Genomic DNA, 17,767 nt, shown 5'->3' on the forward strand with positions numbered 1-17,767 from the left:
ATGAAGCTAAGAGAACTATTACACGCGATTCCGGTACAACAGCTCGAGGGAGCCCTCGAAGTGGAGGTGTTGTCCGTATGCTTCGATTCGCGGAAAGTACCCGCGGATAGTCTTTTTGTTGCCGTGCGGGGCGTGCATACTGATGGACATTTATACCTCGATAAAGCGATAGAAAACGGGGCAAGGGTTTTAGTGCTCGACACCTTGCCAGCACAGTTACAGACAGATGTGACGTATGTGGTTGTGGCGGACACATCGTATGTACTGGGCTTGTTGGCAGCTAATTTTTATGGCGATCCTTCCAGAGCGCTTAAACTTGTCGGCGTTACGGGAACAAATGGTAAGACGACTATTGCTACCCTTCTCTTCAACTTGTTCAAAAGTTTAGGGTATCAAGTAGGATTGCTATCTACTGTGGAAAACAAAATTGGCGAACGAGTTATTCCCGCAACCCATACTACGCCAGATCCGATAGCACTAAATAGGTTGCTTCGGGAAATGGTAGACGAAGGATGTGATTACTGTTTTATGGAAGTAAGTTCACATGCTGTCGTGCAACAACGTATTGCAGGATTACGTTTTGCCGGAGGAATATTCGCGAATATAACACACGATCACTTGGATTTTCATGGTACGTTCGAACATTATATCAAAGCCAAGAAGAAGTTTTTTGACGATTTGGATCGATTTGCTTTTGCGTTGACGAATATCGATGATCGTAATGGAGCGGTAATGTTGCAAAATACGTTTGCTCATAAGAAAACGTACGGTTTGAAAAATATGGCCGATTTCAAGGCTAAGATCGTCGAAAGTCATTTGGATGGTATGTTATTACAGGTAGATGGCCACGAAGTCTGGGTGAAATTAGTTGGCGGATTTAATGCGTATAATCTGCTGGCGGTTTATGGTGCCGCAATTCTCTTGGAACAGGAAACCATGAAAGTGTTGACCGCGATGAGTGATATCGCAGGAGCGGAAGGTAGATTTGATATCGTTCGCTCAGCAAATGGTGTGGTCGGTATTGTGGATTATGCGCATACACCCGATGCGGTGGAGAATGTACTGTTGACTATCCGCGAATTGCGGAAAAGCGGTAAACAGATTATTACGGTATTAGGTTGTGGGGGCGATCGTGATAAATCCAAACGTCCTGAGATGGCGGGGGCGGCGGTACGTTTGAGTGATAAAGTCATTATCACATCGGATAATCCGAGAACAGAGGATCCGATAGCTATAATCCGCGATATGGAAGCTGGGGTAGATTCGAAAGATCGTAAACATGTTTTTACCATTGCTGAACGCAAAGAGGCTATCCGGGCGGCTTGCCATTTGGCACAAGCCGGCGACATTGTATTGGTAGCGGGAAAAGGGCACGAGAAATATCAAGAGATTAACGGTGTGCGTCACCATTTTGACGATAAGGAAGTTTTAATAGAAACGTTTAACGAACAATAAGAAATACGGATGTTATATTATCTATTCAGTTGGCTACAAGAACACATACATCTACCAGGAGCGGGATTGTTTCAATACATCTCTTTCAGGACAGCGATGGCCGTTATTGTGTCGTTAATTATTACAACGGTATACGGAAGCCGCCTAATACGGGCTTTACGAGATAAGCAGGTGGGTGAGACGATTCGTGATCTGGGGCTAGAAGGAGAAAAGAAAAAGGCCGGTACGCCTACGATGGGTGGGCTGATTATTATCGGAGGTATTTTGGTGCCTACAGTTTTATTTGCCAAACTGGATAATATTTATATCATCATCATGATTATCACAACGGTTTGGATGGGTACGATTGGTTTCTTAGATGATTACATTAAAGTGTTCCGAAAAAATAAAGAGGGGCTAGCCGGCCGGTTTAAGATTATCGGACAAGTAGGGCTTGGTACATTGATCGCTATCACCATGTATTTCCATCCTGATATTGTCGTTCGGGAAAAAGTGCCGAATCCCACCTCGACGAAAGCGGTGGAGATTATGATGGATACTCAAACAGGTGAGCGTTATTATGCAGAAAATGTGAAATCCACGAAGACCAATATTCCATTCTATAAAAACAATGAGTTTGACTATGCGAAGGTGTTGAGCATGTTCGGTTTAAATGGTTACGTTGTCACGTTTATTGTGTTTTTAATTGTAGTCGTGTTCATCGTTACGGCCGTGTCTAACGGTGCAAATATTACGGATGGGATAGATGGATTGGCGACGGGAACCTCTGCTATTATTGGAATTACATTGGCAATTTTGGCGTACGTGTCTGGTAATGTGATTTTTTCGGACTATTTGAACATCATGTATATCCCGAACTCTGGAGAGCTGGTAATTTTTGCGGGGGCATTCGTAGGTGCCTGTACAGGGTTCCTATGGTATAACGCTTATCCTGCACAGGTGTTTATGGGCGATACGGGAAGTTTAACCATTGGCGGTATTATCGCAACATTTGCCATTCTCATTCGGAAAGAACTGTTGATTCCAATGTTATGTGGTATATTCTTGCTTGAAAACCTGTCAGTGATTATGCAGGTATCGTATTTTAAATACACTAAGAAAAAATTTGGAGAAGGGCGACGAATATTTCTAATGTCTCCTTTACATCATCATTATCAAAAGAAAGGTTATCACGAATCGAAGATCGTTATGCGTTTTTTTATTGTATCGATTATTCTTGCAATTCTGACCATTGTTACATTAAAAACACGGTAAGATGTCGAATATAGCACATACACATTATCCACAATCTGGCTTTCTTGCGATTCTAGGCGCAGGGGAGAGTGGCGTTGGTGCGGCTATTTTAGGCAAGGATAAGGGGTTCGATGTGTTCGTTTCCGATAAGGGGGGGATCAGCGATGACTATAAGGCTACATTACGAAAAGAGAAGATTGCTTTCGAGGAGCAACAACATAGCGAAGATAAAATTATGCAAGCGGCGCTGGTTGTGAAGAGCCCTGGAATTCCGGAACATGCGCCACTCGTAAAAGCATTAAAAGCGGCAAATATTCCAGTTATTTCAGAGATAGAATTTGCTGCACAATATACGGACGCCAAGCTTTACTGCATTACAGGATCTAACGGCAAATCGACCACGACTATGTTGACTTATTATATGTTGCAGCGTGGTGGCGTAAACGTTGGTTTGGCGGGAAACATCGGGAAAAGCTTTGCATTACAGGTAGCGCGTGAAAAGTACGACGTATATGTGTTGGAGATATCCAGCTTTATGTTGGATGATATGTACCAATTCCGTGCTGATGTAGCTGTTATTTTAAATATAACGCCCGATCATTTGGACCGCTACGACCAACATATGGAAAACTACGTCGCATCCAAATTTCGCATAATCCGGAACCAGACAAAAGATGATTATTTCATCTACTGCTTAGACGACGAGGAAACGATAAAAGGACTGTCTTTATTTAAGACAGAAGCGCAGCACTTGCCTTTTACACAAAAGCAATTGGTGGAGCAAGGAGCTTATATAGACGACCAAAAGAATATTATAATACAAGTACCAAACAAAGACATTTTTGCGATGAATATGGAAGAGTTATCATTACAGGGGAAGCACAATGCATACAATAACATGGCTTCAGGCTTGATTGCGAAGGTTCAGGAATTACGCAACCAGACGATGAAAGAAAGCATGGAATCGTATGTAAACATCGAGCATCGTTTAGAGCATGTTGCTTGTATAGGAGGGGTGAATTATATTAATGATTCGAAGGCTACAAATGTCAATTCGGTTTGGTATGCCTTGGAGAGTTTCTCGCCCGATATCATCTTGATTATGGGAGGAGTAGATAAAGGCAATGATTACGGAATGTTGCGGGATCTCGTAAAGTCCAAAGTTAAAGCCATTGTATGTATTGGTAAGGATACGGTACGTATTCATGAATCCTTTGAGGACGAAACCGAGGTGATTATAAACAGTTCGTCTATGCAGGACGCGGTCGAGATCGCTTCTTACTTAGCAAAAAAAGGGGATACAGTGCTGCTATCACCAGCTTGCGCAAGCTTTGATTGGTTTAAGAATTATGAGGAGCGGGGAGAAAAGTTTAAGGAAGCTGTCATGTCTTTGTAAAACGAATAAAATGTGATAGATGATGATGGATCAGATTTTCAGTAAATTAAAAGGTGACAAATGGATATGGATTATTGTGATTGTCCTATCCGGGTGGTCTCTGTTGGCGGTTTACAGTTCGGTAGGTACACTTGCCTATAAAGAAGGTAAAGGTACGGAACTGTATCTGTTCAAACACTTCTCCATTATTGCTGTAGGTTTGTTGCTGATGTATTTATCACATAAATTAGATTACCGTTATTATGCAGGTATTTCGAAATTGTTGATGATCATTACCATACCGCTATTGCTCTTCACGTTGATTGGCGGTAACAAGGTCAACGACGCTAGCCGTTGGGTAACGATTCCAGTCATCAATCAAACGTTTCAAACATCGGATTTGGCGAAATTAGCATTGATTACGTTTCTAGCCCGTATGCTGTCGCGTAAAGCACATGAAATCAAAGATCTTAAGAAGTCATTCATCCCGATAATGGGGACGGTATGTCTAGTTTTTGTCCTGATTGCTTGGGCAAACTTGTCCACCGCCTTAATGTTATTTGGTACAAGTGTATTGCTACTTTTGATCGGCCGTGTGAGCTTTAAGCAAATTGGCATTGTTTGTGTCGGTGGAGCATTCCTGTTGTTGCTAGTGATATTGATTGGGCCCCGACGCGATACTTATATCAGCCGTTTTCAAAGCTTCTTTAAAACCGAACAAACAGTACAGCGTAATGTCTCCTTTCAAGAAGATAAAAATTACCAAGCAAATCTGGCCAAAATGTCTATCGCTTCGGGAGAGCTATTTGGTAAAGGTGCGGGGAATAGCGTAGGTAGGAATTTATTACCACATCCCTATTCTGATTTCATTTTTGCGGTTATTGTAGAGGAGTATGGAACTATCGGGGGCGCTATCCTGCTTTTTCTATACGTTGCGTTAATGTATCGCTGTATACGCATCGTGACGCTGAGCCCGCGTGCGTTTGGAGCCTTCCTAGCGGCAGGCTTGGGATTTAGCCTAACCATACAGGCATTGGCGAATATGGCTGTTGCAGTTGGTTTAGGGCCGGTGACAGGCGTGCCGTTACCACTAGTCAGTATGGGAGGGACGTCGATTTTGTTTACCAGTGTGGCACTGGGTATTATTTTAAGTGTTAGCAGGAGTATAGAAGAATTAAAAGGAAAAGAAGAGCTGAACGAAATTCCGAAAAAACAACGCGTGGTTGTTGGAACGATATAGGAGTTATAAGTGATGAATTATAAGTGGGCAGTGAATAGTAGACTGGCAACTGACGACTAATTACTGACAACTAAATAAGAAAAAATGGGACACAAAGTAATCATAAGCGGAGGGGGTACAGGAGGGCATGTCTTTCCAGCTATTGCGATAGCGGATGCATTACGTCGTATTGAACCGGATATCGAAATCTTGTTTGTGGGGGCAAATGGGCGTATGGAGATGAACCGTGTGCCCGAAGCGGGCTACAAAATTGTAGGACTGGATATACAAGGCATTGATAGAAGTTCAGTATTGAAAAACTTGGTGCTGCCTTTCAAGTTGATAAATAGCTTGATAAAGGCGCGGAAAATGATAAAGGAATTTGAGGCAGATGCGGCAATAGGCGTTGGTGGGTTTGCGTCAGGACCTTTACTGATGGCAGCCAACAATATAGGAATGCCTACGTTGATTCAAGAGCAGAATTCCTATGCTGGTATAACGAATAAGCTTCTGGGGAAGAAAGCGCAAAAAATATGCGTCGCCTATGAGGGAATGGGTGCATTCTTTCCGGCGGAAAAAGTCATATTGACGGGTAATCCCATACGTCGCGATTCGGTTGCGATAACAGGTAAGCGTGATTTTGCTTTGCAGGTTTTTGGCCTGCAACCGCATAAGAAAACGATATTGATTATAGGTGGCAGTTTGGGTGCAAAGCAAATGAATGGTTATGTGTTGGATGTGATACATGAACTAGGTGAAAAAGATGATGTACAGTTCATTTGGCAGACAGGGAAAACCTATTACGAGGACATGGAGCGTATGCTGAAAATGGACAGTTTGATCCCTGGTAACGTAAAGGTGAAGCCATTTCTAGAACGCATGGATTTAGCTTACGCGGCGGCAGACCTAATTATTTCGAGAGCGGGTGCGGGAACGATATCAGAACTTTGTGTCGTGGGCAAGCCCGTGATATTGGTGCCTTCGCCCAATGTTGCGGAGGATCATCAAACGAAAAATGCAAAGGCCTTGGTTGCTAATAAGGCGGCTGTGATGATTTCTGAAGCCGATGCTAAGCATACCATGATGCACGTGGCGTTGGCGTTACTTGCTGATGAAGCTAAATGTGCATCTTTAAGTACAGAAATTAAGAAGATGGCTAAGCCAGATGCGGATGAGGCGATAGCAAGAGAAGTATTAAAAATGATTAAATAAATGAAGAACCTTGACCATATAAAACGTGTTTACCTGCTCGGAATAGGGGGGATTGGTATGAGCGGATTAGCCCGTTACTTCAAACACTTAGGTTGTGATGTGCAAGGTTACGATAAAACAGAGACCGAGCTAACGCGTGCTTTGGTGCATGAGGGTATTCAGGTAATCTATCAGGATGATACCGAACTACTGCCAGATGAATATAAACGACCATCGGAGCACACGTTACTGATTTATACACCAGCGGTTCCGAAAGATCTTAAACTGAAGGTCTATTTTTTAGATAGAGGAATTAGTTTGTACAAGCGTTCGGAGGTTTTAGGAATGATTAGCGCGAGCCGATTTACGATTGCAGTGGGGGGAACGCACGGCAAAACGACCACGTCGACGATGATTGCACATATATTAAAGGATTCGGGTTATGATTGCTCCGCGTTTTTGGGCGGAATCAGTTCCAATTATAATAGCAATGTGTTATATGGTGAAAATAATGTGGTCGTGGTCGAGGCCGACGAATACGATCGTTCGTTTCTTACGTTGCATCCGAATATTGCTGTAGTTACCTCCGCCGATCCCGATCATTTGGATATATATGGTGATGAACGACACCTTATCGAATCTTTCGAGCTGTTTTTAAAGCGCGTAGTCCAAGACGGTGTATCCATTGTGAAGAAAGGTTTGCCTTTTAGCGGAAACATAATCTACGCAAACGAGGATGAGTGCGATGCTTATGCGCGTGGCGTTCGCGTGGACGATGGTGTGTTTTATTTTGATTACGTCTCCGAACAAACGGAAATGTTAAACATCCCCTTAGGGATTCCAGGGCTACATAATGTAGAAAACGCGGTGGCCGCGATTACCGTAGCTTTACAGCTTCGGATTACGCCCGATAAAATTAAATCGGCTTTGGCTTCGTTTAGGGGCGCGAAGAGACGGTTTGAATATATCGTTAAAACGGCGGCACACGTGTATATAGACGATTATGCCCATCACCCAGAAGAATTACGCGCGTTTCTTACATCGATGAGAAAACTTTATCCCACAAAGAAATTGACCGTAGTTTTCCAGCCGCACTTATATAGCAGGACGCGGGATTTCGTGGATGGTTTTGCGGAGGTACTGGGATTAGCAGACGAACTGTTGTTGATGGATATTTATCCGGCAAGAGAATTGCCTATTGAAGGTATAACTTCAGCCTGGTTGTTGGATAAGATTAATATAGATCGTAAACAGCTTGTGTCGCCAGCAGGTGTCTTGGAGGTAGTAGAGCGAAATCGTCCAGAGCTGGTCGTGACGGTAGGAGCGGGTGATGTTGATAAATTGGTTAAACCATTAAAAAAGCTATTGGAAAATGCTTAATGCCGTTCGTAACATACCATGGAGACAACTTGGTTATGTCTGTTTAGGGCTTATTGCCTTGGTAGGGATAGGTATGTTGATGGGCTTAGTCAAGAAGAAGGATACGGCGCAAATTTGTGCCTCTATGAAAGTAGTGGTGGAAGGAAAAGAAACCTTTATCGATCAGCACGACATTTCTGATTTAGTAAATACGAAATTCGGAAATATAGTTGGAAAGCCGTTGAATGAAATTCCGATCGATCAAATCGAAAAGGCGTTAATGGAGCTTCCCTACGTGTCCAGTGCAGAGATTTATACCGATATGGACGGAATATTGCAGGTCATAGTACAACAACGAGAGGTCGTTTTGCGTATTGTGAATAAGGTAGGTAAAGAATACTACATTGATACAAAAGGGGCTAAGGTGCCCGTGACATTAAAATACGTTCCCCATGTTTTAGTAGCAAACGGGAATATACGAGAAGGGTATGAAAAGCCATTGGATACTATTCAGACCCAACTGGTGACCGACTTGGTTGCTATTGTGGAACACGTGAAGGATGATCCGTTGTGGAGCAATCAGATTGTTCAGCTTTATGTGGACGATAAGCAGGACATCGAGATCATTCCACGGGTGGGGACTCAACCACTAATTATTGGCAGTGCAGATAAATTAGCGGAAAAATTAGCGCGTTTGGAGATTTTCTATAAAAATATTCTGCCAAAGGTCGGTGCGGATGCTTACGAAAAGGTAAACGTGAAGTATGACGGACAGATTATTTGTGAACGACGAGATGGTTGGATCCTCGATAGTTTACAAATAAAACTAAAAATGAAATAATTAATATTGAATATACAGCAACAAATACACAGCATATGAAACCAAGATTAGCAGAAAACGAAAAGGATAGTCCGATCATCGTAGGGTTAGATATCGGAACAACGAAGATTTGTGTCACGGTCGGTCGTCGTAGCGGAGCCAACAAGATTGAGCTTTTGGGTGTAGGGAAAGCCGAATCTTCCGGTGTGAACCGTGGCGTGGTCGCTAACATACAAAGGACGGTAAGTAGTATCCGAGATGCAGTCTCCATAGCTGAGTCCCAATCTAACGTAGATATCAAGGTGGTTAATGTAGGGATTGCGGGTCAGCATATCAAAAGTATTCAACATCGCGGTATCCTGACCAAACGTGATTATGATGAGGTGACACGTATCGATGTGGAGCAATTAATATCCGATATGTACAAGCTGGTGCTTCCTCCCGGCGAGGAAATTATTCATGTATTGCCGCAGGAGTTTACCATCGACAACGAACCAGGTATCAAAGAACCTATTGGTATGGCGGGACGTCGGGTAGAAGCTAATTTTCATATTATTTCGGGACGCGTAACAGATATCAATAATATCAAGCGTTGTGTAGATAATTCGGATTTGGAAATCTCTTCTCTTGTGTTGGAACCGTTAGCGTCATCCGAAGCTGTGTTGGATGATGAAGAAAAAACTGCTGGAGTAGTGTTGGTCGATATCGGTGGTGGTACAACAGATGTGGCTATCTTTCACGAAGGTATTATCCGTCATACAGCGGTTATCCCGTTAGGCGGCAATATCGTGACAGAAGACATTAAACAGGGTTGCTCGGTATTGCGTAATCAAGCAGAACAGTTGAAAGTTCGCTATGGTTCTGCTTTGGCGGACGAAAATAAGGACAATGAGGTGATCTGTGTACCGGGCATCCGGGGACGTGAACCTAAAGAAATTTCGGTAAAGAACTTAGCTTATATTATCCAGGCTCGGATGGAGGAAATCATCGAACACGTTTACTATGAGATTAAGTCATCTGGCTATGAAGACAAGTTGATTGCGGGAATTGTTATTACGGGTGGTGGTGCCCAATTGAAACATTTGGTGCAATTAGTAGAGTACATTACCGGAATTGGTTGTCGAATCGGTTATCCAAACGAATATTTGGCGAAAACAGAAATGCTGCATAAACAGGCGTTGGAAGAGTTGAAGAGTCCAATGTATGCAACCTCTATCGGGCTTTTAATTAAAGGTGTGCAAGCTGTAGAAGAAGCAGAAGCCACTGAGCAAGAGGTCGAGACATCTAAGAAGATGGGAAAAGTGAAGGAAATTGCGGAGGAAAAGAACAAAAAGGAAAGTTGGTTCTCCAAACTTCTTTCAGATTTTATCAAAGATGATGCAGGGATTGACGATGACACTTTTATAGGAAGGAAGTAAGTTTTCCACAACGTGTCTTTTTTCCACAAATTCACAAATGTGGAAAACTGTTGTGAAGATTTTGGTATTATTACATTTGAATTGTTGAACCTATCGGGGATTTATAATTGGTTTAGCAAGAGTTAAATAGGGTATTTTTATGTCGATACAATTTGAAATGTTAAAGGAACAATCATCAATAATTAAAGTTATTGGTGTGGGTGGTGGAGGTGGCAATGCCGTAAACCACATGTACAAGCAAGGGATTAGCGGTGTTGACTTTATTGTTTGCAATACGGATGCGCAGGCGTTAGAGTTAAGTCCTATTCCGAATAAGGTACAATTGGGAGCGAGTTTAACAGAAGGAATGGGCGCCGGTGCAGATCCTGATGTTGGTGAAAATTCAGCTATTGAAAGTATTGAGGACATCAAACGTATGTTGGGTACCAACACCAAGATGCTTTTTATTACTGCGGGTATGGGAGGTGGTACCGGTACCGGGGCAAGCCCTGTATTGGCAAAAGCTGCAAAAGAGCTTGGTATCCTAACGGTAGCTATTGTAACTACTCCTTTTACATTCGAAGGTAAACGACGGCGTTCACAGGCGGAAGAAGGCTTGTCGGAATTACGTAAATACGTGGATTCCTATTTAGTAATTTCCAACGACCGTTTGCGTGAAATATTCGGTAATTTAACGATGACGGCTGCTTTTGCCAAAGCTGATGATATCTTGACTACGGCTGCCAAAGGTATCGCGGAAATCATTACCATTCCGGGTTATGTCAACGTGGATTTTAAAGATGTACGTACCGTCATGAATGACAGCGGGGTAGCTATTATGGGTAACGCCGTTTCTACTGGTGAAAACCGCGCACTGGAGGCGGTAACCGGTGCATTGGCATCTCCATTGTTGAAAGATAATGAGATTGAAGGTGCACGCTATATTCTACTCAATATCACTTCCGGTAAAAAAGAGGTAACCATGGATGAGGTTGCTATCGTGACAGATTACATCCAAGAGCAGGCGGGGCTTTCTGCGGACCTTATATGGGGTAATTGTATTGATGAGAGCTTTGAAGATGAGTTGTCGGTGACCATCATTGCCACCGGTTTCCAGACAGCAGAAGAGCGTGTCAAAGAAAAAGAAAAGGAAAAAGTTGCCTTACCCTTAAGTCCAGAACCGGCAAAACAATTTGTAAAGCCAGTAGTTCAGAATCAATTCATAAAAAAAGAAGAATCTGCTTCTACACAACAGACATACATTAAACCGATACAGGATACGACGGCGGAAACACCTTCCATAGGAAGTCCGTCGACCCCTCAAGGAGACTTGTTCACTTCGCCTAAACCAATTCATGCAGCAGTAGCAAAGAAAGAAGAGCCAGAAGTTATCCGTCATACGCTGAATTTGGAAGAACCAGAGCAAGAGGAAACACAAGAATCAGGCTTTGAATTGAAAACGTCACCTTCTGTGTTTGAATTTAAATTGCCATCGGTATTTGATACATATGATGAACCGAAAGATGTAGAAGATACGAGCAACGTAGCGGGTTTAGCAACGGAAGAACCGGCAGCGCAAGTAGAACCGGCGTCGGAAAAGGAGCTCGACTTTGAAGACCAACTCATGAAGACGAAAGAACGTATATTGCGTTTGAAAGAGTTGAGTATGAAGTTAAAATCCAGTAATGGTTTACAGGAGTTGGAAAACGAGCCAGCCTATAAACGTAGACAAAAATCGCTGGAAGATGTGCCGCACTCATCACAATCACAAGTGTCGAGGTTCACTTTGTCTTTTGATGATGGAGATACCGAAATTCGGCCGAACAACTCGTTCCTCCACGACAACGTTGATTAATCGGTTAAATCAAAATACGCTTTGGAAGACAGTAGGAATACTGTCTTTTTTTGTTTATTTTTACCTAAACTAAAATAAAATTTAGATTTATATGTTGGCTAAACTGAATAACCCTATTTGGGTAATGAGCTCCGCGTATGATAAATTGTCTTTGGACGAACTAATAGCCACTTCTAAAGAGGTAGGGGCGCAGGGAATCGATTTGTGTGTATTTAGAAAAGACGGAACGCGCGAAGACCACACCGCTACTCATATAGAATACGAAGACTTTTCGACGGCAGATGGCAAGCGTCTTATTGAGAAGTTTAATGCAGCGGAACTGAGTTTATCTTTGGGAGCATTTGAAAATATGATTGGTGGTGACCTCGAACAACGTATCAAAAATCAAAACCATCTTTTACGCCTTATCCGGATAGCTTATCTACTAGGAGGAGATAAAAATGATGTAAAGGTAGGGACATTTGTAGGGTATAACCATGATCTCGGAAATGAAATCGATGGGTTTCAGAAAAATTTAGAAGAGTATAAGCGTATATTTGAACCTATCGTGAAATACGCGGAAGACCTCGGTGTCACGATTGTATACGAAAACTGTCCGATGGAGGGCTGGCGTTCCGCGCGCTATACCTCTACCTATAATAACTTGCCCGCTGTATTAGCTGCAAGAAAATTAATGTATACATTAATTCCAAGCAAGGCGCACGGAGAAATATATGACCCTTCTCATGACATATGGCAAAATGTGAATCCTGTTGATGTGATGGAACAAATGGATATCGACCGATTAAAGCGTATTCACGTAAAAACCACCCGTAACTTGAAGACTAAAGCCCGTGTAGAGTGGGGAGGGATGTATCCCATGCAACAAGTGGATATTTCGTTGGCGGAACAAGCGGGAATTGCCATTCCACAACACGATTGGGATAGACATCACTATGAAGCGATGCTTCCGGGATTTGGAGGGACAGATCATATGGATTGGAATGATTTTGTTTCCGTGTTACACAGACGTGGTTTTGATGGGCCTTTCGAAATTGAAAACGAAGCTAGAAATTCAAAAGATACCGGGAATATTGCAGCCACCAATCAAGGCTTTGCTAATTGTATTCGCTTCCTGTCGCCGCTATTATGGGAGCTGGATAGTGAAAAGGGATATATGTATAAACGTAGAAGCTATCTGGAAGAACCGTCTGCAAAGGATATTCCAGTGGTGACCATTGATCAACTAAAATAAAAATGAGGGGGCTATCAAAAAGAGCCTCCTCACCTGTTTGTTATTTGCTCTCACTGTGTAGCTTGAATAACTCAATGAGCTCGGGAACGTTGCCTACATTTAATTTTTCAAAAACACGACCCTTATAGGTGCTCACGGTAGAAGAACTTAATTCCATCAATTTGGCCATCTCCAAAATACCGAGTCCTTTGGTAAGATGTTTAGCTACATCCATTTCGCGGTTTGACAATTTATATAAGGGATTGCTCTTATCAAAAGAGGACTTACTTGTGGTGAGCTTTTGTATATAAAGTTCTTTAACGGCATCCGACATATATTTTCCACGTGTCATAATACTCTCGATGGCATTTTTGAGCTCGGACATAGCGGTTGTCTTATTAAGGTAGCCACAGGCTCCCGCGTTGATGTATCGTAAAGCGTATATACTTTCCTCATAGGAAGAAAAAACCAATATTTTCACTCCGGGTTGGATATCCAACAATTCCTTGATGACTTTAATGTTATTGCCTCCAGGCATGTTGATGTCCAACAAGAGTAAGTCGAAGGATTCGTTGCGTAATTGGTCGTAGACCTCGTCGTAGGTCTGCGCCTGTTGAATGCCGGCATCGGCAATACATTCCTTAATAATCATCGACGCCCCCAATCTTACAATGCTATGGTCGTCTGCTATTAATACTTTTTTCATCTTTGGTCACTTATGTAACAAACCTAAATAAAATGCTTTGCATTCACGAACTTCATGTTAAATGAGCTCGAGCATGCCTTTAAAAATAAACAAAAATGCAATACCTAAGAGACAATTATTACAGGTAGTTCATTTTCTGAAATTTAAACAGTCGCTGGAGACCGATAAATTCGTGAATAAATATATGTTTAATTGTCATTTTTGTGTATAATTGTTTTAAAAAATAACATTATGGGGTTTTTAAAGGAATTTAAAGAGTTTGCGATGCGCGGAAGCGTCGTTGATTTAGCAATTGGTGTGGTAATTGGGGGTGCATTTGGTAAGATTGTCACTTCGTTGGTCGATGATATTATTATGCCTCCAATAGGTTATATTACCGGCGGGATAGATTTTACGGAGATGAGGTATATTATGACAGAAGCGAACGAAGCTGCGGGGGTGACCGAGGTTTCTATCAACTATGGTAATTTTATCAACGTGATTATTCAATTCATCATTGTTGCCTTGTGTATTTTTATGGTGATCAAGGGTATGAATTCGCTTAAGCGGAAAAAAGAAGAAGCACCAGCGGCGCCTGCAGGACCGTCGAAAGAAGAAGTGCTATTAACCGAAATTCGCGATGCATTGCGCAGCAAATAGTTTTAGTAAAATTTGCTTCTTTTCTAAAATAACAGTACTTTTGCACTTCCTTGCATTAGGGACGATTGATTAAGATATAAAAACAAGCATAATAGCGTCATGAAAAGAACATTTCAGCCTTCGTTAAGAAAAAGAAGAAATAAGCACGGTTTCCGTGAGCGTATGAGTACAGCTAACGGTAGAAGAGTATTAGCTGCTCGTAGAGCTAAAGGAAGAAGACGTCTTTCCGTATCAGACGAATACCGTCACAAAGGATAATAAATACTGGCCGGTGACTCCTGCGGGCTTGTGTTTCGGCAAATAGTCACAATGAGCTATACATTTACGAAGGAAGAACGATTATGTAGCAAAAGACTTATCGAAAGTCTTTTCCGTAATGGTTCTTCTTTTGTTGTTTACCCTTACCGAATAGTGTTTCAGTACGTTCCACTGATGCATAACGCTGTCCCTGTTCAGTGTATAATTTCCGTTTCCAAACGCCGCTTTCGGAAAGCGGTAGATCGAAATGCTATAAAACGTCGTATACGTGAAGCGTATCGATTACAAAAATCAGATTTGTATAATTTTCTTCAAGAACATTCCTTACATTTGCGTTTGGCATTCCAATATGTGGGAAAGGAAAAGGAGCCCTATACAATGTTCTATCAACGTATGGGAAAAGTATTAACCAAACTGAAAGATGAGCATACTCAAAATTTTATGGGAGAGATTGATTAAGAGACCATTAAAATGGCTTTTTGTGCTTATTATTCGTTTTTATCAGCTGTTTATTTCGCCATTGCTGGGTGCCAACTGTCGATACACGCCTACTTGTTCTCAATACAGTAAGGAAGCTATTATGAAATATGGACCTTTCAAAGGTGGATACATGGCGATTCGACGAATTTTGAGATGCCATCCCTGGGGAGGGCACGGACATGACCCTGTTCCATAATATTTTATGATTGACAATACGTATATCTTACAAATAGAAACGGCGACACCGGTATGCTCGGTCGCTATAGGAAAAAATGGTGAAACGATAGCTAAAATAGAAGCAGATGCTCCTAATTTGCATGCGAGTCATTTAACGCCCTTCATTGAGGAGGTTCTGGATGCCGCTGCCGTTACACGTGATAGTTTGGATGCTGTAGCAATTAGTATGGGACCTGGCTCTTATACGGGCCTTCGTATTGGCGTTTCGACAGCCAAAGGCTTATGTTATGGGTTAGACATTCCGTTAATTGCTGTCAATACCTTGGAAGCAATGGTTCAAGGATTTGTATCCCAAAAGATAGCAGCTGACGAAGCTCGTCTATACGTACCCATGATTGATGCTCGGCGGATGGAGGTTTATATGGCTAAATACAATGTACAGTTGCAATGCGTGGAGCAAACGGTGGCGCGTATTATAGATAAACATGCTTTTACCGACGACGACGGAGGAAAGGAATATATACTCTTCGGAAGCGGAGCAGATAAATTTGAAGGACTTTTCGATGAAAATGATAAGGTGCAGGTGAAGACAGGATTCCGTAACTCAGCATCGTTTTTTGACAAACTAGCTTTCCAGAAATTTCAAGATTCTTTTTTTGAGGATGTGGTTTATTTTGAACCTTATTATCTTAAGGATTTTATCGCTACTACGCCTAAAAAACGATAATTATAGCCACCGGCGCTTTTTGAACCAGTAATAAATGAGTACAGCGAGAACGGCCATCGCTATCATAATTGCCGGGTAGCCGTAATACCATTCTAGTTCAGGCATATTTTTAAAGTTCATTCCGTACACCCCTACAATAAACGTCAGCGGCATAAAAAATACCGATATGATGGTCAGCGTGCGCATGATATCATTGGTATGGTTGGATTCTATATTGAAATAAACGGAGAGAAGCTGTGCTGTATTTTCCGAAATATTGCGATACAAAGTAGACGAACGGGCATAAATGTCTTTTAAGTCTTGCGTATATATGTTTTTGAATGCCGATAAATGAAAAAAATCTACGATATCCTTGTAAAGCGTTAATATAATCCGAATCAGGTCGATTTGACGCTTAATATAATAAAGCTGACGTAAGAAGTCTTTTTTCCGTCGGTTTAAAAACACCATTTCTTCATAACTGTCCAGTTGGGTATTCAGTTTGTTGATCACTAGGTTTTCAAAGGTCTTCAGCGCTTCGGAGGTAAGGTGATTGATAAAAAGCTTGCTGGAGTTGAGTTTACTAAATGGGAAATTGTCAACCAGTTTTTCCAGATATCCAATATTTCCGCGATGAACGGTAATTACAAATTTATCGCTGAAAAATATGGATATGCGTTCGGTAATTTCAGTTAAGGTATCGGAGAAGTTGTCAAACCGGGAAGGTATGGAGCGAATAATGAGGAAATGATAATTTTCGAACTCTTCTATCTTGGGTAGTTGTCCGACTTGTAGGCAATCTTTGATGGATGCTTCATGTAGCTGGTATTTGATACGAAGCGTTTCGAAGTCTTCAAGTGTAGGCTCAGATATATCAATCCAGTCAAAGGAAGCATTGCTGGAATCTAGGATGGTGCGGACCATGTGTGATATAATATAATCATCAATCACAAAACAAATAAGGCTATTCTCGGAACAGCCTTATTTATTTGGATTTTTCTTATTTCTTTTCTTTCGCTTTTTTGTCTTTGTATTCCTTATTCAGCGCCTCTACTACTTCCGCCGTAATATCCATTTTCTTTTCGGCATATAATACGGTAGGATTGGAGACAGAGTATGTCAATACCAGTTCATAACCTTTCTCTTCCGCGTGTTTTTTCAAATATTCAGTAATCGTATTATATACATTCGTGAATTCGGTTGATTCATCCTGCGCGATAGATGCCGATGCATTTTGATCTAAACGGCCAAGTTCATCTTGTTTTCGAGCAAGTCGCTCTTCAGTAGCTTGGCGCTCAGAAGCACTCATGCTGGCCGCCTTTTGCTGATATTCGGCTACCTCACGTTGGAATGCTTGTCCTTTGCTTTGTAAGTCACTTTGTGCTTTCTTTACTTTCGCCTCTAGTTTCGTTCTAACGTCTTTATAATATTCGTATTTTTCCGATAAGGTGTCAGAGTTTATATAAACGATTTTCTCTTCGTTGTTCGCGTTTACTACAGCTGCAGCTGAATCATTCGTTGTATTGGTCGCCCCTGTGTTGGCGTTTTGGTTACATGAGGCAACGGCAAGGACCGCAATTAGCCCTAAAGATGTCTGTGATACAGTTTTAAATAGTTTATTCATTCTAATATAGTTTTCAGAAAACAAACCTAAGATAAAAAATCAACTTTTAGAAGTTCTTTG

General features: G+C 41.8%; 18 protein-coding genes. 15 read left to right on the top strand and 3 right to left on the bottom strand.

Annotated features, from left to right (window positions below; genetic code table 11):
• The 10 genes from C5749_RS13830 (at nt 1) to C5749_RS13875 (ending at nt 13,138) form a co-directional block, all read left to right on the top strand.
• Nucleotides 1-1,455, top strand: a complete 1,455-nt coding sequence (locus tag C5749_RS13830; protein ID WP_105726739.1) for a UDP-N-acetylmuramoyl-L-alanyl-D-glutamate--2,6-diaminopimelate ligase — start codon at nt 1-3, stop codon at nt 1,453-1,455.
• 9 nt (nt 1,456-1,464) lie between these two features.
• The gene (gene mraY, locus C5749_RS13835; protein WP_105726740.1) at nt 1,465-2,709 is read left to right on the top strand and encodes a phospho-N-acetylmuramoyl-pentapeptide-transferase; all 1,245 of its coding nucleotides are present in this window, start codon (nt 1,465-1,467) and stop codon (nt 2,707-2,709) included.
• Nucleotide 2,710: 1 nt separating this feature from the next.
• A complete protein-coding gene (gene murD / locus C5749_RS13840; RefSeq protein ID WP_105726741.1) occupies nt 2,711-4,084 on the top strand; it encodes a UDP-N-acetylmuramoyl-L-alanine--D-glutamate ligase in 1,374 nt (457 codons plus the stop codon).
• A gap of 25 nt (nt 4,085-4,109) precedes the next feature.
• Nucleotides 4,110-5,303, top strand: coding sequence for an FtsW/RodA/SpoVE family cell cycle protein (locus C5749_RS13845; RefSeq protein WP_105727058.1), 1,194 nt, complete (start codon nt 4,110-4,112; stop codon nt 5,301-5,303).
• A gap of 84 nt (nt 5,304-5,387) precedes the next feature.
• Nucleotides 5,388-6,494 (top strand): undecaprenyldiphospho-muramoylpentapeptide beta-N-acetylglucosaminyltransferase, encoded by a 1,107-nt coding sequence (gene murG / locus C5749_RS13850; protein WP_105726742.1) that lies wholly within the window; start codon nt 5,388-5,390, stop codon nt 6,492-6,494.
• Nucleotides 6,495-7,853: a UDP-N-acetylmuramate--L-alanine ligase gene (gene murC, locus C5749_RS13855; protein ID WP_105726743.1), complete on the top strand. Its 1,359-nt coding sequence runs from the start codon at nt 6,495-6,497 to the stop codon at nt 7,851-7,853.
• A complete protein-coding gene (locus C5749_RS13860; RefSeq protein WP_105726744.1) occupies nt 7,846-8,673 on the top strand; it encodes a cell division protein FtsQ/DivIB in 828 nt (275 codons plus the stop codon). Before murC ends, C5749_RS13860 begins: the two co-directional genes overlap by 8 nt.
• Nucleotides 8,674-8,708: 35 nt before the next feature.
• On the top strand, nt 8,709-10,070 hold the full coding sequence (gene ftsA, locus C5749_RS13865) for a cell division protein FtsA (RefSeq protein ID WP_105726745.1): 1,362 nt from the start codon (nt 8,709-8,711) through the stop codon (nt 10,068-10,070).
• Between the two features lie 139 nt (nt 10,071-10,209).
• The gene (gene ftsZ, locus C5749_RS13870; RefSeq protein WP_105726746.1) at nt 10,210-11,904 is read left to right on the top strand and encodes a cell division protein FtsZ; all 1,695 of its coding nucleotides are present in this window, start codon (nt 10,210-10,212) and stop codon (nt 11,902-11,904) included.
• Between the two features lie 91 nt (nt 11,905-11,995).
• Nucleotides 11,996-13,138 carry a sugar phosphate isomerase/epimerase family protein gene (locus C5749_RS13875; protein WP_105726747.1) on the top strand — a complete coding sequence of 381 codons (1,143 nt, stop codon included), beginning with the start codon at nt 11,996-11,998 and terminating at the stop codon, nt 13,136-13,138.
• A 40-nt stretch (nt 13,139-13,178) separates the two neighbouring features.
• Here the strand turns inward: C5749_RS13875 and C5749_RS13880 are convergent, their stop codons facing one another.
• On the bottom strand, nt 13,179-13,823 hold the full coding sequence (locus tag C5749_RS13880; RefSeq protein ID WP_105726748.1) for a response regulator transcription factor: 645 nt from the start codon (nt 13,821-13,823) through the stop codon (nt 13,179-13,181).
• Nucleotides 13,824-14,054: 231 nt separating this feature from the next.
• On the opposite strand from C5749_RS13880, the gene mscL reads away from it, so the two are divergent.
• The 5 genes from mscL to tsaB all read left to right on the top strand — a co-directional run bounded on the left by mscL (nt 14,055) and on the right by tsaB (nt 16,104).
• Nucleotides 14,055-14,462, top strand: a complete 408-nt coding sequence (mscL, locus tag C5749_RS13885; RefSeq protein WP_105726749.1) for a large-conductance mechanosensitive channel protein MscL — start codon at nt 14,055-14,057, stop codon at nt 14,460-14,462.
• Nucleotides 14,463-14,561: 99 nt separating this feature from the next.
• On the top strand, nt 14,562-14,720 hold the full coding sequence (rpmH, locus tag C5749_RS13890) for a 50S ribosomal protein L34 (RefSeq protein ID WP_105716541.1): 159 nt from the start codon (nt 14,562-14,564) through the stop codon (nt 14,718-14,720).
• 51 nt (nt 14,721-14,771) lie between these two features.
• Complete coding sequence (locus tag C5749_RS13895) at nt 14,772-15,179, top strand: ribonuclease P protein component (protein WP_105726750.1); 408 nt, start codon at nt 14,772-14,774, stop codon at nt 15,177-15,179.
• Nucleotides 15,142-15,396 carry a membrane protein insertion efficiency factor YidD gene (gene yidD, locus C5749_RS13900; protein WP_105726751.1) on the top strand — a complete coding sequence of 85 codons (255 nt, stop codon included), beginning with the start codon at nt 15,142-15,144 and terminating at the stop codon, nt 15,394-15,396. The genes C5749_RS13895 and yidD overlap by 38 nt, the downstream gene beginning before the upstream one ends.
• Nucleotides 15,397-15,402: 6 nt before the next feature.
• Nucleotides 15,403-16,104 carry a tRNA (adenosine(37)-N6)-threonylcarbamoyltransferase complex dimerization subunit type 1 TsaB gene (gene tsaB, locus C5749_RS13905; RefSeq protein WP_105726752.1) on the top strand — a complete coding sequence of 234 codons (702 nt, stop codon included), beginning with the start codon at nt 15,403-15,405 and terminating at the stop codon, nt 16,102-16,104.
• Here the strand turns inward: tsaB and C5749_RS13910 are convergent, their stop codons facing one another.
• Together C5749_RS13910 and C5749_RS13915 are read right to left on the bottom strand one after the other, a co-directional pair.
• Complete coding sequence (locus tag C5749_RS13910) at nt 16,105-17,007, bottom strand: CorA family divalent cation transporter (protein WP_105726753.1); 903 nt, start codon at nt 17,005-17,007, stop codon at nt 16,105-16,107.
• A gap of 76 nt (nt 17,008-17,083) precedes the next feature.
• A complete protein-coding gene (locus tag C5749_RS13915) occupies nt 17,084-17,707 on the bottom strand; it encodes an OmpH/Skp family outer membrane protein (RefSeq protein ID WP_105726754.1) in 624 nt (207 codons plus the stop codon).
• Nucleotides 17,708-17,767: the final 60 nt, after the last annotated feature.

This window comes from Sphingobacterium gobiense (assembly GCF_002980575.1).
Taxonomy (GTDB): domain Bacteria; phylum Bacteroidota; class Bacteroidia; order Sphingobacteriales; family Sphingobacteriaceae; genus Sphingobacterium; species Sphingobacterium gobiense.

Bases quoted from the DNA above. Each gene is read 5' to 3' on its own strand.
- mraY (WP_105726740.1), top strand. From the start codon at position 1,465: ATGTTATATTATCTATTCAGTTGGCTACAAGAACACATACATCTACCA.
- yidD (WP_105726751.1), top strand. From the start codon at position 15,142: ATGAGCATACTCAAAATTTTATGGGAGAGATTGATTAAGAGACCATTA.
- C5749_RS13895 (WP_105726750.1), top strand. From the start codon at position 14,772: ATGAGCTATACATTTACGAAGGAAGAACGATTATGTAGCAAAAGACTT.
- C5749_RS13880 (WP_105726748.1), bottom strand. From the start codon at position 13,823: ATGAAAAAAGTATTAATAGCAGACGACCATAGCATTGTAAGATTGGGG.
- rpmH (WP_105716541.1), top strand. From the start codon at position 14,562: ATGAAAAGAACATTTCAGCCTTCGTTAAGAAAAAGAAGAAATAAGCAC.
- mscL (WP_105726749.1), top strand. From the start codon at position 14,055: ATGGGGTTTTTAAAGGAATTTAAAGAGTTTGCGATGCGCGGAAGCGTC.
- C5749_RS13860 (WP_105726744.1), top strand. From the start codon at position 7,846: ATGCTTAATGCCGTTCGTAACATACCATGGAGACAACTTGGTTATGTC.
- murG (WP_105726742.1), top strand. From the start codon at position 5,388: ATGGGACACAAAGTAATCATAAGCGGAGGGGGTACAGGAGGGCATGTC.
- tsaB (WP_105726752.1), top strand. From the start codon at position 15,403: ATGATTGACAATACGTATATCTTACAAATAGAAACGGCGACACCGGTA.
- C5749_RS13830 (WP_105726739.1), top strand. From the start codon at position 1: ATGAAGCTAAGAGAACTATTACACGCGATTCCGGTACAACAGCTCGAG.
- murD (WP_105726741.1), top strand. From the start codon at position 2,711: ATGTCGAATATAGCACATACACATTATCCACAATCTGGCTTTCTTGCG.
- C5749_RS13915 (WP_105726754.1), bottom strand. From the start codon at position 17,707: ATGAATAAACTATTTAAAACTGTATCACAGACATCTTTAGGGCTAATT.
- C5749_RS13845 (WP_105727058.1), top strand. From the start codon at position 4,110: ATGGATCAGATTTTCAGTAAATTAAAAGGTGACAAATGGATATGGATT.
- ftsZ (WP_105726746.1), top strand. From the start codon at position 10,210: ATGTCGATACAATTTGAAATGTTAAAGGAACAATCATCAATAATTAAA.
- C5749_RS13875 (WP_105726747.1), top strand. From the start codon at position 11,996: ATGTTGGCTAAACTGAATAACCCTATTTGGGTAATGAGCTCCGCGTAT.
- murC (WP_105726743.1), top strand. From the start codon at position 6,495: ATGAAGAACCTTGACCATATAAAACGTGTTTACCTGCTCGGAATAGGG.
- ftsA (WP_105726745.1), top strand. From the start codon at position 8,709: ATGAAACCAAGATTAGCAGAAAACGAAAAGGATAGTCCGATCATCGTA.
- C5749_RS13910 (WP_105726753.1), bottom strand. From the start codon at position 17,007: ATGGTCCGCACCATCCTAGATTCCAGCAATGCTTCCTTTGACTGGATT.